Source organism: Actinomadura sp. NAK00032, from assembly GCF_013364275.1.
In the GTDB taxonomy this organism is placed as follows: domain Bacteria; phylum Actinomycetota; class Actinomycetes; order Streptosporangiales; family Streptosporangiaceae; genus Spirillospora.
On record NZ_CP054932.1, the window covers coordinates 5,223,795 to 5,237,772 of the forward strand.

Sequence of the window (13,978 nt, forward strand, 5' to 3'; positions counted from 1 at the left end):
CGGCGGCGCACCCCTCATGCGGTCCGCCGGATCCTGGAGAAGATCGGGACGGCGGCCAGGAACACCCAGGTGACCAGCACGAACGGCCAGGTCAGGGTGTGGCCGCCGACCACGTTGAACAGGTTGGTGAGACCGGCGGTCAGGCCGGCCGCGGTCGCCGCCCCGACCACCGCGTAGACCACGCCGGCCGGGCTGAGCACGACGAACGTCCCGGTCAGCGCGATCCCGGTCAGGACCGCGTTGTAGCCGTACAGGCCGGCGCCGAGGTCGGCCGCCTGCGCGCCGAGCCACCAGCCGGTGAGCAGGCCGACGAGGCTGGACACGGCCGCGGCCGCGGCGACCAGCCGGCTCGACACCGCGAGCCCGATCAGGAAGATCAGCCCGACGTACCACTCGTCCTGGAAGAAGACCTGCCCGACCCCGTTGAAGAACCCGTGCCAGAAGTCGGTCCACGTCATCGCGGTCCCGGGGTCGGTGGCCGACGGCGGGGCGGTGTTGGTGTGGCCGGCCCACACTCGGGCGTAGGACGGCGCGCCGATCGCCATCACCAGGGCCACGACGCAGAACGGCGCGGTGAAGGTCGGCAGGTTGTACGGGGTGAGCACGGCGTTCATCGCCGCGGTGAGCACGCTGCCCGCGACCGACCCGCCGATGACCAGCGGGACCGTCGACCAGTCCGCGCCCAGGTAGAGCACCAGCGCGACGCCGATCAGCGTCCCGTTGAAGCCTTCGAGGCCGATCGAGATGCGGTCCCGGTCGACCCCGAGCAGGTGCGCGGTCACGGTCGCGGTCACGACGCCGAGCAGCGCGAACGCGCCGAACTGCCAGCCGCCGACGAACAGCGCGATGATGAAGATCAGCCCGGTCCAGACGCTGGGCTGGAAGTCGACCTGCGCGACGCCGCGCGGGATCGTCAGGAGGGCGTCCCTCGCCCGCTCGGACGCGGGGGCCGGGTGCTCGCCGCGCTGCCCGCCGGGCGCGTCCGCGGACGGCGGCGATGACGCCATGGAAGCTCCTTCGGATCACCGGAATCCGCATCGCCCCGAGCGACCCGGCATTCATCGATGTGCACGACAACCAGGACGCTTCCCACGTTTCCTCACCGGGAAAAACCGTTGGCGGCAAATCATTGGTCAAGGCATGGAATGTCGAGTTTGCCGGACCACCTGAACGCCAAACATAAAAGCGGAAGCTCACCCGCCGCACTCTCGGGGGGAGACGGATCGACGATTGGTTCCGCATATGTCGACGGGCCTCAATACGGGGGACTCCGCCTGGCTCATGGTGAGCACCGCGATGGTGCTCCTCATGACCCCCGGCCTCGCCTATTTCTACGGCGGCATGGTCCGCTCGAAGAACATGCTGTCGATGCTCTACATGAGCTTCATCTCGATCAGCGTCGTCACGATCCTGTGGTTCCTCTACGGGTACGGGATCGCGTTCGGCGACGACGCCGGCGGCGCCGGGCTCATCGGCTGGGGCGACTGGCGGCTCGGGCACATCGCGCCGACCGCGCTGCAGGGCGCCATCCCGGAGCAGATCTACGTCTGCTTCCAGCTCACGTTCGCGATCATCACGGTGGCGCTGATCAGCGGCTCGATCGCGGGCCGCGCCCGGTTCGGGCCGTGGGTGCTGTTCGTCGTCGTGTGGGTGACGGTGGTCTACCTCCCCATCGCGCACTGGGTGTTCGCCGATTCGGGATGGCTCAGCAAATGGGGCGTCATGGATTTCGCGGGCGGGCTGGTCGTCGAGCTGAACTCCGGCATCTCGGGGCTCGCGATGGCGCTCGTGCTGGGGCCGGGCGTCGCGTTCCGGCGCGGCGAGGGCCCCCGCCCGGGCAACATCCCGTTCGTGCTGCTCGGCCTCGGCCTGCTGTGGTTCGGCTGGTTCGGCTTCAACGCCGGGTCGGCGCTGACCGACGGCGCGCTGGCGACCCGGGCGTTCGTCAGCACGATGATCGCGGGCTGCGCCGGGATGCTGGCCTGGCGGACGCTGGAGTGGCTGCGCTTCCGGCACCTGACCAAGCTCGGCTCCACCAGCGGCGCGCTGGCCGGGCTGGTCGCCATCACCCCGTCCTGCGCCTTCGTCAGCGTCGAGGGCGCGTTCGCGGTCGGCGTGGTGGCCGCGCTCGTGTGCAGCTACGCGGTGGAACTGAAGCTCGTCGCCGGGTACGACGACACCCTCGACGTCGTCGGGATCCACGGCGCGGGCGGGATCGTCGGGGTGGTGGCGCTCGGCTTCCTGTCCACCGGCTGGGAGCGCGGCACGCCGGGGCTGTTCTACGGCGGCCCGGCCTCGGTGCTGGGCAAGCAGGTCGTCGCGGTGCTCGCCGTCGCCGCCTACGCCTTCGTCGTCACCTACCTCATCGGCAAGATCATCGACCGGCTGTTCCGGATGCGGACGACCGAGGAGGAGCAGGCGCGGGGCATGGACGCCGCGTTCGCCGATGACTGACCCCGGCACGGCGGCGGACGGCCCCGGCACGGCGGCGGACGGCCCCGGCACGGCGGCGGACGGCCCCGGCACGGCGGCGGACGGCCCCGCCCCGGACCCCGGCCGGGCGCTCGTGCACGCGCGCGGGCCGTTCACGGGCCCGCGGCGGCCGAAGCTCCAGCGCCGGCACGGGGAGGGCGACAAGAGCCACCTCACCAGCCTGCAGGGCCTGGTCGCGCTGTCGCTGGACGCGCTCAGCTCCGTCGCCTACGGGCCGGAGGCGATCGCGCTGGTGCTGGTCACCGCAGGCGTCACCGAGGTGCGGCGCACCCTGCCGGTGACCCTGGCCATCGTGGCGCTGCTGGTCGTGCTCGTGGTGTCGTACCGGCAGGTGATCGCCGTGCATCCCGGCGGCGGCGGCTCCTACGCGGTGGCGAAGACGGACATGGGGCAGCGGATGGGCATGCTCGCCGCCGCCGCGCTGATCGTGGACTACGTGCTCACCGTGGCGGTCAGCCTGGCCTCGGGCGCGGCCACCCTCGCCTCGGCGTTCCCGGCGCTGCGGCCGCACATGCTCGCGGTGGCGCTGGTGGTGCTGCTGGTGCTCACCGCGGTGAACCTCTACGGGATCACCGACAGCGCCCGGTTCCTGATGGCGCCGACCCTGCTGTTCATCGCGACCATCCTCGGCATCGTCGCGGTCGGGCTGATCCGAGGGCACCCGGTGGCGTCCGTCGGCGGCGCGCCGCTCCCCCAGCCGCACGAGGCGCTGGGCGTGCTGCTGGTCCTCAAGGCGTTCTCGGCCGGGTGCGCCGCGCTGACCGGAGTGGAGGCCATCGCCAACGGCGTGCCGATGTTCCGCCGGCCGCGCGTCGCGCGGGCGCAGCGCACCGAGCTGATGCTGGGCGCGCTGCTCGGCGTGATGCTCATCGGGCTGGCGCTGCTGATCCGGCGGGACGTCCTCGCCCCGCGCGCCGGCGTGACGCTGCTCGCCCAGCTCACCGCGGGCGCCTACGGCACCGGCTGGCTCTACCAGGCGGCCGGGGTGATCGTCGCGGTCGCGCTGACGCTCGCCGCCAACACCAGCTTCGGCGGCCTGCCCGTCCTGCTGAGCCTGCTCGCCAAGGACCGCAGGCTGCCGCACCTGTTCACGCTGCGCGGCGAGCGGCCGGTGCACCGGTACGGCGTCCTCGCCGTGGCGGCGGCCGCCGCCGTGCTGCTGATCGCCGTGGACGCCCAGACGCACCGGCTGCTCCCGCTGTTCGCCGTCGGGGTGTTCACCGGGTTCACCATCAGCCAGGCGGGGCTCGTCCTGCACTGGTCGCGGCTCCGCCCGGCCCAGTGGGCGGGCAAGGCGCTGCTGAACGGCACCGGCGCCGTCCTCACCGCGGTCGCGACCGCGGTCCTGCTCGTCACCAAGTTCGAGGAGGGCGCGTGGGCGGTCGTCGTCGCGGTGCCGCTGCTGATGCTGCTGTTCGCCCGCATCCGCCGCTACTACGACCGCGTCGGCGCGGAGCTCGGGCTCGGCCGCGTCCCGGCGCACCGGCCGGACGCGGCCCGCGCCGCGTGGCGGATCATCGTGCCGGTGGACGACCTCGGCACGATGGCGGAACGGGCCCTGAGCACCGCGCTCAGCATCAGCGGCGACGTCGCCGCGGTCGCGGTGCGCACCGGCGAGGAGCACGCCCGCGACCTCCGGGAGCGGTGGGACCGCTGGGACCCCGGGGTGCGGCTGACCGTCCTCGACAGCCCGCAGGACGCGAAGATCCGTCCCGTCGTCGACCACGTCCGGCGGGTGGCGGCGGACGGCGGCGGCCCGTCCATGGTGCTCATCCCGATCGTCGAGTCGAGCCGGCCCCGCTACCGGTTCCTCTACGACCAGCGCAGCCTGCTCCTCGCGGAGGCGGTGCGCGAGCACGTCCCGGACGTCCCGGTCTGCATGGTCCCGCACCGCGTCACCGGCTGACCGCCCGCCGGATCAGGAGAGCAAGCGGCGGGCGGCGCGGACGACGGCCTCGTCCACGAGACGTCCGGCGTCGTCGGTGAAGACGGCCGAGCCCGCGGCGAGCGACGCCTCGTACCCGGCGAGGAGCGCGCGGGCCCGCTCGACCTCCTCCGGCGACGGGGTGAAGACCTCGGCGGCGACCGGCAGCTGGGCGGGGTGGATGCAGGCCCGGCCGTGGAAGCCGAGCCGCTTGAGCCGCCGCGTCGTCGCCCGGAAGGCGTCCAGGTCCCGGAACTCGGTGGAGACCGGGGCGATCGGGGCGGGCAGCCCGGCGGCGGCGGACGCGGCGACGACCTGGGACCGCGCCCACAGCAGCTCCGCCTCGTCCGGTCCCGGGGTGACGCCGAGGTCGGCGGCCAGGTCCGCCTCGCCGAGCTGGAGGCCCGCGACGCGGGGGGCGGACGCGATCTCCCGCGCCGCGAACACCGCCGCCGCCGACTCCAGCAGCGCGACGACCGGCAGCTCGGGCAGGCCCGCGCCGGTGAGCACCGCGTCCAGGGCGCGCAGCCCGGCGGCGCTCTCGGTCTTGGCGGCGCACAGGCCGTCCAGCCCCGGCCCGGCGACCGCGCGGGCGTCGGCGAGGCCGTGCTCGCCGGGGTTGATCCGGACGGTCACCGCCGGCCGGTCGTCCGGCAGCGTCCGGAGCCAGCCGGCGACCTCGGCGCGGGTGCGCTCCTTCGCGGCGACCGGCACCGCGTCCTCCAGGTCGACGATCAGCTCCTCCGCGCCGCTGCGCAGGGCCTTCGCGAGGCGGTCGGGGCGGTCGCCCGGCACGTACAGCGCGGTCGTCCTCATCCGACGGTCTCCTTGCCGGAGGTCAGGGCCTTGGCGATGACGGTGCGCATGATGTCGTTGGTGCCCTCGCCGATGCTCATCAGCGGCGCGTCCCGGTAGAGGCGCTCGACGGCGAACTCCTTGGAGTAGCCGTAGCCGCCGTGGACCTGCATCGAGGTGAGCGCGCACTCCATCGCGGCCTCGCTGGCGAACGTCTTGGCCATCCCCGCCTGCATGTCGACGCGGTCGCCGGCGTCGGCGCGGGACGCGGCCCAGTAGACCAGCAGGCGCGCGGCCTGCACCTTGATCGCCATGTCGGCGAGCTTCAGCTGGATCGCCTGGAAGTCCTGGATGGGGCGGCCGAACGCCTCCCGCTCCGCCGCGTACCGCAGCGCCTCGTCGTAGGCGGCCTGGGCGATGCCGAGCGACCGGGCGGCGACGTTGATGCGGCCGGTCTCCAGCCCGGACAGCACCTGCTGCATGCCGCGCCCCTCGACGCCGCCGAGCAGGTTCGCGGCCGGGACGCGGACGCCGTCGAACACGATCTCGCAGGACTCGGTGCCCTTGTAGCCGAGCTTGGGCAGGTCCCGCAGCACCTCGAAGCCGTCCTCGACGAGCAGGACGGACATGCCCCGGTGCGCCGGGGAGGCGGTGGGGTCGGTCTTGACCAGGACGGGCAGCGGGCTCGCGTGCCGGGCGTTGGTGATCCATGTCTTTCGGCCGTCGACGACGTAGTGGTCGCCGTCGCGGCGCGCGGTGGCGGCGATGCCCTGCAGGTCGGTGCCGGCGCCCGGCTCGGTGAGGCCGATGCCGGTGCGGCGCCGTCCGGCGGCCAGGTCGGGCAGGAAGCGGTCCTTCTGCTCCGGCGTGCCGTGCCTGGCGATCATCCAGCAGGACAGCGAGTGGCTGCCGAGGATGCCGGCGATGCCCATCCAGCCCTTGGAGATCTCCTCGAAGACCAGGGCGAAGGAGACCATGTCGGCGCCGAGCCCGCCGTACTCCTCGGGGACGGTCAGCCCGAACAGGCCGAGGCCCTTCATCGTCTCGACGATCTCGGCGGGGTACCGGTCGGCCGCCTCCCACTCCTGGACGACGGGGCGGATCTCGCGGTCGACGAAGTCGCGGAGGGTGTCGCGGAAGAGCCGCTGCTCTTCGGTCAGTTCGAAGTCCATCAGGCGTCCTTGGTGAAGATGGGGAGGTTGCGGCCGTCGGGGAGCGGCCGCCAGGCGAGCCGCACCGGCTCGTCGCACGCCCACGGCCCCGGGCCGTCAAGATGGCTGAGGATGATCGGGCCCTCGGCGAGCCGGACCCGCGCGACCGTGTAGGGGACCTCGACGTCCGGGGCGGGCGCGCGGTGCACGACGGTGAAGGAGTCGACGGTGCCGCGCCCGGACGCCGCCGCGAACTCCAGCGACGTGCCGCCGCAGGCCGTGCAGAGCTCGCGCGGGTAGTGCTGGGCGTGCCCGCAGGCGCAGCGCTGGACGACCAGGCGCCGCTCGCGGGTCGCGTCCCACCATTCGTCCTCGATCATCGGTCCGCTCCCAGCAGGACGGTGGCGTGGCTGGACAGGATGCCGCCGGTGCCGTGCGCGAGCGCGGTCTCGGCGCCGGCGACCTGCCGGTCCCCGCACTCGCCGCGCAGCTGCCGGACGGCCTCGACGAGCAGCAGCAGCCCGTACTGGCCGGGATGGCAGTAGGACAGGCCGCCGCCGTTGGTGTTGAGCGGCAGGCCGCCGCCCGGGCGGATCCGGCCGTCCGCGATGAACCCGGCGGCCTCGCCCGGCGCGCAGAAGCCGAGGCCCTCCAGGGTGAGCAGCACGGTGATGGTGAACGAGTCGTAGACCTCGGCGACGTCGACGTCGGACGGGGTGAGCCCCGCCATCGCGAACGCGCGCCGCCCCGAGTCGAACGAGCCGGGGCGCAGCAGGTCGCCCGCCGAGGTCATGCTGGTGTTGGTCGTCGACTCCCCGTAGCCGAGCACGACCGCCGGGGGCCTGCGCAGGTCGCGGGCCCGCTCTAGGGAGGTGAGCACGACCGCGCCGCCGCCGTCGGTGACCAGGCAGCAGTCGGCGCTGGTCAGCGGCGTGGAGACCATCGGCGCGCCGAGGACGTCCGGCGCGGTCAGCGGGCCCTTGCCGTACCGGAACGCCCTGGGGTTGAGCAGCGCCCATTCGCGGGCGGCGACGGCGACCTCGGCGAGTTGCTCGCGCGAGGCGCCGTAGGCGTGCAGGTACCGCTGGGCCGCCATCGCGTAGTACGAGATCGGGTACAGCGGGGCGTAGGGCGACTCGAACACCGCCTCGGGGGTGTGCGGGTCGAGCACGCCGCCGAGCGACCGGGACCGCGCGGACCGCTGGTTCGACGCGAACGTGATGAGGACCGTGCGGCACTGCCCCGCCTCGATCGCCTGCGCGGCCCGCGCCACGAACATCTCGAACGCGGACCCGCCGGCGAACGTCGAGTCCGTCCAGGACGGCTCGATCCCCAGGTAGTCGGCGAGCTGGGTGGCGGAGAACCGGGAGATCCCGGTGGTGGCGATCCCGTCGACGTCGGCGAGCGCGAGGCCCGCGTCGTCCAGCGCCCGGGTGACGGCCTGCGCCTGCAGGCCGAGGATCGACTTCCCGGTCACGCCGAGGTCGGACTCGGCCGCCCCCGCGATGGCGACGGTCACGGCGTCCCCTCGCCCGGCCGCACCCCGCCGAGTCTCACCTGGCAGCCCGCCGGCGCGACCGCGACCCGGCCGTCGTCCACCACCACGACCTGCTGCTCGATGGTCAGCAGTCCGTCCTCCGCGGCGGTGACGGTGCCGGTGCAGCGGACGGTCTCCCCCGCGAACACCAGGTTCTTGAACCGGAAGGACAGCTTCGCCAGCCGGGCGGACGGGCCGAGCCAGTCCTGCACCTGCTCGGCCAGCAGCGCCCCGAAGACCTGGCCGTCCACGACGGGCGCGGGCAGCCTGCGCGGCTCCAGGAACGCGGGGTCGTAGTGCATGCGGTGCCAGTCCCAGGTGGCGCCGGCGTAGGCGACCATGTCGGCGAGCTCGATGCGGCGCACCAGCTCCGGCACCGCCTCCCCCGCGGCCGTCATGCGATCTCCACGTAGATCAGGGTCTCCTCGTTGGAGGCGAGCGGCTCGCCGTGCCGGTCGGTGTAGGTCGCGGTGGAGGTGACGATGAGCATCGCCTGCCCCCGCGCGTTGACCCGCTCGGTGATGTCGGTGATCCGCCAGGTGGCGGTGACGACGTCGTCCGGGCGGACCGGCCGGTGGAACTCGTAGGAGTTGCCGCCGCGCACCAGCCGGGTGCCGGGCACGTCCAGGTGCCAGCTGTGCCCGGCGAAGCCGTCGTCGTCGCGGCGCAGGCCGGTGTACTGGTTCGTCTCGAAGATCAGCGTCGGCGGGGCGACCACCCCGGCGTGGCCGTGCTCGCGCGCGTAGGCGTCGTCGGTGTAGAGCGGGTTGGCGTCGCCGACGGCCTCGGCGAAGTACCGGATCGAGGCGCGGCCCAGCTCCTCGGGCGCGGTGTAGACGACCTCGCGGCCGACGAGCGCCTTCATCTCCTCGGTCAGCAGGCTCGCTCCGCTCATTTCAGGACCGCCGTCGGCACGACCTCGATGAGGAAGTCGGGGCGCAGCAGCGCCGAGCACACCACCGACGACAGCGCCGGCGCGTCCCCGAAGTAGGCGCGGCGGATCTCGGCGACCTGGTCGTAGCCGTCCACCGCGGCGGGGGTGATGTACTCGACGAGCCGGACGACGCTCGGGTAGGGCGGCCGGTCACCGAGGCCCGCCTCGCGGAGCGTCGCCGCGATGGAGGCGTAGGTGTACTCGGCCTGGGCGAGCAGGTCCCCGTCGAAGATGCCCTTCTGGGTCGCGGGCTCCAGCGCGCCGAACCCCGACATGAACAGCGTGTCGCCGGCCGCGACGCCCGGCTTGTAGGTGAGGGTGTCGTACCGCTTCCAGCCGGGGTTGACGGTGCGCAGCTCCGCGGTGGAGGCGATCGCGTCGAGCGACACCATCGCGCCCGGCATGACCGGCTGGTCGACGATGATGCCGGCCGCGCCGGGGAACACGCCGCCGGCGGTGCCGAGCAGCTCCTTGCGGGGGCGGCCGCAGCGCGGGTACTCGGCGCGGGTCGCGGACGCGGTGTAGTCGGTGGTCTGCACGAGCGCGCCGAGCCCGAGCCCGGCGGCCTTCAGCAGCTCGGCGGCCTGCTCCAGGCACTGCCGGTACTGGCTGCGGAAGTCGCCGCCGCGCGGGTGGATGCTCGGCAGGTAGACGATGCCGCCCGCGACGCGCAGGGAGCCGCGGTGCAGGCCGTCGTCCGGGGCGGCCTCCACCAGCTCGCCGCCGCCGGGATACGCGGTCAGCTCGACCGACAGGTCCTCGCCGCCGGGCAGGGCCTCCACCGCCACGGTCGCGACCGGGGCGCGGTGCCCGCCGAGCGCGGCACCGCGGGCGGCCTCCACCCGGGCGTAGGCGCCGAGCGCGGCGGCCGTGGCGTACTCGACGACGTGCACGACGTCGCCGGGCACGGCACCGGCCTTGCCGAGCTCGGCGAAGGCCCGCTCGTAGGCGCCTTCGATCGTCCCCGCGCAGGCGGGCAGCCGAACGGTCACTCTTCCTCCAGACTGGTGAGCAGCGGCCGGACCGACGGGAGGTCGGCCAGGCCGAGGATCAGGTCGGCGCGGTCGGCGGAGCCGAGGTTGGCGACCGCCTTGGCGCGGACGGTCGCGTCGATGCGCGGGTCGTCCGGGCCGCCGCCGCTGCGCGGCACCTCGGCGGCGACGACCTCGCCGCCCCGGGTGACCGCGCGCAGCCGCCCCGGCTGGTCGGCGGCGGCGCCGCCGAACGCGACCACCTCCGTGCGGACGCGGGCGGCGAGGGCGAGCACCTCGGGGCGGTCGATGGCGTCGTAGGTCGCGGCGGTCACCTCGCCGTCCACCACCATCGCGGCGACGCTCCACGGCAGGCTGAACTTCGCGTCGTAGGACGTGCGCGGACGCTCCTTGCCGGGGCCGCAGACGATGGCCGCCGCGTCCGGGTGGACCTCGGCGGTGATGCTCTCGACCGCGGTGCCGTGGAGCCGCCGCGCGGCGTCGAGCTGCGCGTGCATGAGCTGGCAGGCGGGATACGGCTTGACGGTGATGCGGGCCAGCTCCCACCGCTCGCCGAGCCCGTCCAGGACGGCGCCGGGCTCGACGCGGCGGCCGAGCAGTGCCCCGTACAGGCCGTACTCGCCCTCCACGACCGAGTCGGGCCCGGTGGCGCCGTGGGAGGCGAGGGTCGCGGCGAGCACTCCGCCGCGCGCGGCGAACCCCGGGTGCAGTTGCTTGGTGGACGCGCCGGTGTTGAGGAACTCCAGCAGCCCGCCGGCCTGGCTGCCGGCGATGCCGAGCGCGTGGACGGCCGTGTCGGGGGGCAGGCCGCGCATCCGGGCCGCGGTGAGCGCCGCCGCGAGCACCCCGCAGGCGGCCGTGGCGTGCAGCCCGCGGGCGTGGAAGCCGTGCGGGGCGGCGGCGCCCAGCCGGCAGACGGTCTCCAGCCCGACGACGGCGCCGAGCAGCAGGTCCGCGCCGGTGAGGCCGAGCGCCTCGGCCTCCGCCAGCGCGACCGGGACGACCGGGGCGCAGGCGTGCACCAACCCGCCCGCGTGGGTGTCGTCGAAGTCGAGCGCGTGCATCAGGACGGCGTTGGCGAACGCGGCCTCGGCGCGGGTCACCCGCTGCGCGCCGGGCGGCCCGCCGATGATGGTCGCCTCCGCGCAGCCCCCGCCGAGGTCGCAGGCGGTGAGCACGGCGGCGGTCGCGGCCCGGCGCCGGGCGGCGGCGGCCGCGCAGCCGAGGCCGTCCAGCACGTGCCGGACGGCGGCGCGGCGCACGGCCGCGGGGACGTCGCCGAGGGTGAGCCCGTGCGCCCAGCCGGCCAGTTCGCGGGCGACCGTCATGCCGGGTCCCGCTCGTCGGCGCCGAACGGGTGGTCGGGGCCGAACGCGCCGGCCGCGGCGAGTTCGGCGACGCGCTCCCCGGTCAGGCCGAGCACCTCGGCGGTGACGTGCGCGAGGTCCTCGCCGCGCTGCGGGGCGCGCCGGTAGGCGGGCGGTTCCGCGCCGGCCCGGACCGGCGAGGCGAGGTTCCGCAGCGTCCCGTAGCGGGGGTGCTCGGTCTCCACAACCAGCCCGCGCGCGGCGGTGTGCTCCTCGGCGAGCGCGGCGGCCACGTCGTTGACCGGCCCGCACGGGATGGCGGCGGCGTACAGCGGCTCCAGCCACTCGGCGACGGTCCGGGTCAGGAACAGCGGTTCGAGGACGCCGAGGAGGTCGGCGGCGTTGCGCTGCCGGTCGGCGAACGTCGCGAAGCGCGGGTCCCCGGCGAGGTCGGGGCGGTCCAGGACGGCGGTGAGCCGCCGCCAGAACTTCTCCTTCGCGCAGCCGACGACGAGCCAGCCGTCCTTGGCGCGGAAGTTCTGGAACGGCACGAGCGACGGGTGCGCCGAGTGCCGCGTGCGGGCGGGGGTGAAGCCGGCGTTGAGGTGCCAGACGCCGGGATAGGTGAGCATCGAGATGGCGGTGTCGTAGAGGGAGACGTCGCAGTCCATGCCGACGCCGTCGCGGCGGGCGGCGTGCAGCCCGGCCAGCAGCGACAGCACCGCGACGTAGCCGCCCGAGTAGTCGACGAGCGACAGGCCCGACTTGGCGGGCGGCCCGTCCGGCTCGCCGGTCAGGTCCATCCAGCCGGCGAGGCCCTGGAGGATGTAGTCGTAGCCCGGCTCCTTGGCGCGCGGACCCGTCATGCCGAACCCGGTGAGCGAGCAGCACACGATGCGCGGGTTGATGTGCTTGAGGTCGTCGTAGGTGATGCGGAGCTTGGCGGGGACGTCGCCGCGCAGGTTGGAGTAGACCGCGTCGGAGACCCGGACCAGCTCCTCGAACACCGTCCGGCCCGCGTCGGTCGACAGGTCCACCGACACCGACCGCTTGTTGCGGTTGAACGCCTCGTGGAACAGCGAGTCCTCGTCCTCGGCGTACGGCGGGACGTAGCGTCCGACGTCGCCGCCCGTCCGGGGGTCCTCGATCTTGATGATCTCGGCGCCGAGGTCGGCGAGGTGCATGGAGCCGAACGGTCCCGCGCCGTACTGCTCCAGCGAGACGATGCGCACGTCCTCCAGCGGCCTCATGTCAGCTCCTTGATCAGGTCGATGATCCGGGCCTGCGCGGTCCGGATCTCCGCGGCGGCGAGCCCGTGGGTGGGCGGCGTCAGCTTGATCGTCGTGGCGTGCCCGGCGTATCCGGCGATGCGCTCGGCGACCTGGTCGGCGGTGCCGGCCAGGGTGAGCGCGTCGACCATCCGGTCCGGCACGGCGGCGGCGAGGTCGTCGGCGCGGGCGCCGGCCCGGAACGCCTCGACCACCGTGTCCTGCTCGGCGGCGAGGTCGTGGAAGGCGAAGAAGTCGGCGTAGGTCCGGACGGAGGCGTAGAACCCGGCGAGCCCGGCCGCGCGGCGCCGCGCCGCCGCCGGGTCGGCGTCGATCGAGCAGGCCGCGGAGACGACCGCGTCCACGCCGGGGCGCAGCAGCGGCAGGGCGCGCTCGCGCAGCCAGTCCGGCGAGCACAGCTCGTGCGAGATCCAGCCGTCGGCGACCTCCCCCGCGAGCCGGGTCATCACCGGCCCCATGCCCGCCAGGTAGACGGGGAACGGGACGGCCGGGAACGGGCGCTGGTAGCCGCGCACCCGCAGGCTCTCCAGCTCCCCCTCGACGGTCATCGGCTCGCCGGAGGCGGCGTGCGCGGCGAAGTGCCGGATGATCCGCACGGTCTCGCGGAGCCGCGCCGCCGGGCGCTCCCAGCGCACCCCGTGCCAGTCCTCGTTGAGCCGCCGCACGCCGCTGCCGAGGCCGAGGACGAACCGCCCGCCCGACAGCTCGGCGAGGTCGAGGGCCTCCAGCGCGGTGGTCATCGGGCTGCGGGTGAACGCCAGCGCGATCGCGGTGCCCACCTGGGCGCGGGAGGTGCCGGCGGCGACGGCCGCCGCCGACACCGTGGCGCTGCGGTGCAGCTCGGGGACCCACAGGGCCTCCGCCCCGGCCTCCTCGGCGGCGCGCGCGGCGGCGACCATCTCGGCCATGGTCTCGCCCCACGGCCCGTAGGTGATCCTCATGCCGTGAGCGGACCGTTCTTGGCCTCGGGGAAGTAGCCCTTGTCGTGCGGGGCGTCCCGCTTGTAGACCATGACGGTCCGCGTCCAGGAGACGACCTCGTCGCCGTCCTGGTTCAGGCCGCGGGTCCGGGCGGTGACGATGCCGGCGTAGGGGCGGGACGCCGACTCGCGCATCTCGGTGATGAGCGACTCGGCGTAGACCGTGTCGCCGACGAACACCGGGTGCGTGAGGCGGATGTCGGTCCAGCCGAGGTTCAGCAGCGCGTTCTGGCTGACGTCGATCACCGACAGGCCGAGCACGAGCGCCACCGTCAGCCCCGAGTTCACGATGATCTTGCCGCTGGGCGAGCGGCCGGCGAAGTCGGCGTTGAAGTGGTTCTGGTTCGTGTTCAGCGTCAGCAGCGTGAACCAGGTGTTGTCGGTCTCGCCGATCGTGCGGCCGAACGGATGCCGGAACACGTCGCCGACGGCGAAGTCCTCGTAGTACCGGCCGATCTGGGCCTCATGGACGGTCAACCCGCACCTCCTCGGGGGTTTCGCCCCTCTGCGAGGGGCTGACTCCGAACTTAAAGGTCAGACTTTTCTCCCGTCAAGACCCCGACCCCCTTGCATGCCG

General features: G+C 74.1%; 14 protein-coding genes. 2 read left to right on the top strand and 12 right to left on the bottom strand.

Going from position 1 to position 13,978, the window contains the following annotated elements; all coding sequences use genetic code 11:
* Nucleotides 1-14: 14 nt before the first annotated feature.
* Entirely contained in the window at nucleotides 15-1,007 is a 993-nt protein-coding gene (locus HUT06_RS24330) for an urea transporter (RefSeq protein ID WP_176197843.1), read from the bottom strand.
* Nucleotides 1,008-1,242: 235 nt separating this feature from the next.
* Between HUT06_RS24330 and HUT06_RS24335 the strand changes: the two genes are divergently transcribed.
* On the top strand, nucleotides 1,243-2,454 hold the full coding sequence (locus HUT06_RS24335; protein ID WP_176197844.1) for an ammonium transporter: 1,212 nt from the start codon (nucleotides 1,243-1,245) through the stop codon (nucleotides 2,452-2,454).
* Nucleotides 2,447-4,399 carry an APC family permease gene (locus HUT06_RS24340; RefSeq protein ID WP_176197845.1) on the top strand — a complete coding sequence of 651 codons (1,953 nt, stop codon included), beginning with the start codon at nucleotides 2,447-2,449 and terminating at the stop codon, nucleotides 4,397-4,399. Before HUT06_RS24335 ends, HUT06_RS24340 begins: the two co-directional genes overlap by 8 nt.
* 12 nt (nucleotides 4,400-4,411) lie before the next feature.
* Here the strand turns inward: HUT06_RS24340 and HUT06_RS24345 are convergent, their stop codons facing one another.
* Genes HUT06_RS24345 through HUT06_RS24395 form a run of 11 tightly spaced genes read right to left on the bottom strand, consistent with a single transcriptional unit; the run spans nucleotide 4,412 to nucleotide 13,878 of the window.
* On the bottom strand, nucleotides 4,412-5,233 hold the full coding sequence (locus HUT06_RS24345) for a CoA ester lyase (protein ID WP_176197846.1): 822 nt from the start codon (nucleotides 5,231-5,233) through the stop codon (nucleotides 4,412-4,414).
* Nucleotides 5,230-6,384 (bottom strand): acyl-CoA dehydrogenase family protein, encoded by a 1,155-nt coding sequence (locus tag HUT06_RS24350; protein ID WP_176197847.1) that lies wholly within the window; start codon nucleotides 6,382-6,384, stop codon nucleotides 5,230-5,232. The genes HUT06_RS24345 and HUT06_RS24350 overlap by 4 nt, the downstream gene beginning before the upstream one ends.
* Nucleotides 6,384-6,743, bottom strand: coding sequence for a Zn-ribbon domain-containing OB-fold protein (locus HUT06_RS24355; RefSeq protein ID WP_176197848.1), 360 nt, complete (start codon nucleotides 6,741-6,743; stop codon nucleotides 6,384-6,386). The genes HUT06_RS24350 and HUT06_RS24355 overlap by 1 nt, the downstream gene beginning before the upstream one ends.
* A complete protein-coding gene (locus tag HUT06_RS24360; protein ID WP_176197849.1) occupies nucleotides 6,740-7,882 on the bottom strand; it encodes an acetyl-CoA acetyltransferase in 1,143 nt (380 codons plus the stop codon). Before HUT06_RS24360 ends, HUT06_RS24355 begins: the two co-directional genes overlap by 4 nt.
* A complete protein-coding gene (locus tag HUT06_RS24365) occupies nucleotides 7,879-8,298 on the bottom strand; it encodes a MaoC/PaaZ C-terminal domain-containing protein (RefSeq protein WP_176197850.1) in 420 nt (139 codons plus the stop codon). Before HUT06_RS24365 ends, HUT06_RS24360 begins: the two co-directional genes overlap by 4 nt.
* Nucleotides 8,295-8,795: a MaoC family dehydratase N-terminal domain-containing protein gene (locus tag HUT06_RS24370; protein WP_176197851.1), complete on the bottom strand. Its 501-nt coding sequence runs from the start codon at nucleotides 8,793-8,795 to the stop codon at nucleotides 8,295-8,297. Before HUT06_RS24370 ends, HUT06_RS24365 begins: the two co-directional genes overlap by 4 nt.
* The gene (locus tag HUT06_RS24375; RefSeq protein ID WP_254715360.1) at nucleotides 8,792-9,826 is read right to left on the bottom strand and encodes a RidA family protein; all 1,035 of its coding nucleotides are present in this window, start codon (nucleotides 9,824-9,826) and stop codon (nucleotides 8,792-8,794) included. Before HUT06_RS24375 ends, HUT06_RS24370 begins: the two co-directional genes overlap by 4 nt.
* Complete coding sequence (locus HUT06_RS24380) at nucleotides 9,823-11,154, bottom strand: MmgE/PrpD family protein (protein ID WP_176197852.1); 1,332 nt, start codon at nucleotides 11,152-11,154, stop codon at nucleotides 9,823-9,825. The genes HUT06_RS24375 and HUT06_RS24380 overlap by 4 nt, the downstream gene beginning before the upstream one ends.
* Entirely contained in the window at nucleotides 11,151-12,383 is a 1,233-nt protein-coding gene (locus HUT06_RS24385) for a CaiB/BaiF CoA-transferase family protein (protein WP_176197853.1), read from the bottom strand. Before HUT06_RS24385 ends, HUT06_RS24380 begins: the two co-directional genes overlap by 4 nt.
* Nucleotides 12,380-13,363 carry an LLM class flavin-dependent oxidoreductase gene (locus tag HUT06_RS24390; RefSeq protein ID WP_176197854.1) on the bottom strand — a complete coding sequence of 328 codons (984 nt, stop codon included), beginning with the start codon at nucleotides 13,361-13,363 and terminating at the stop codon, nucleotides 12,380-12,382. The genes HUT06_RS24385 and HUT06_RS24390 overlap by 4 nt, the downstream gene beginning before the upstream one ends.
* On the bottom strand, nucleotides 13,360-13,878 hold the full coding sequence (locus HUT06_RS24395; protein ID WP_138632988.1) for a MaoC family dehydratase: 519 nt from the start codon (nucleotides 13,876-13,878) through the stop codon (nucleotides 13,360-13,362). Before HUT06_RS24395 ends, HUT06_RS24390 begins: the two co-directional genes overlap by 4 nt.
* Nucleotides 13,879-13,978 lie beyond the last annotated feature (100 nt).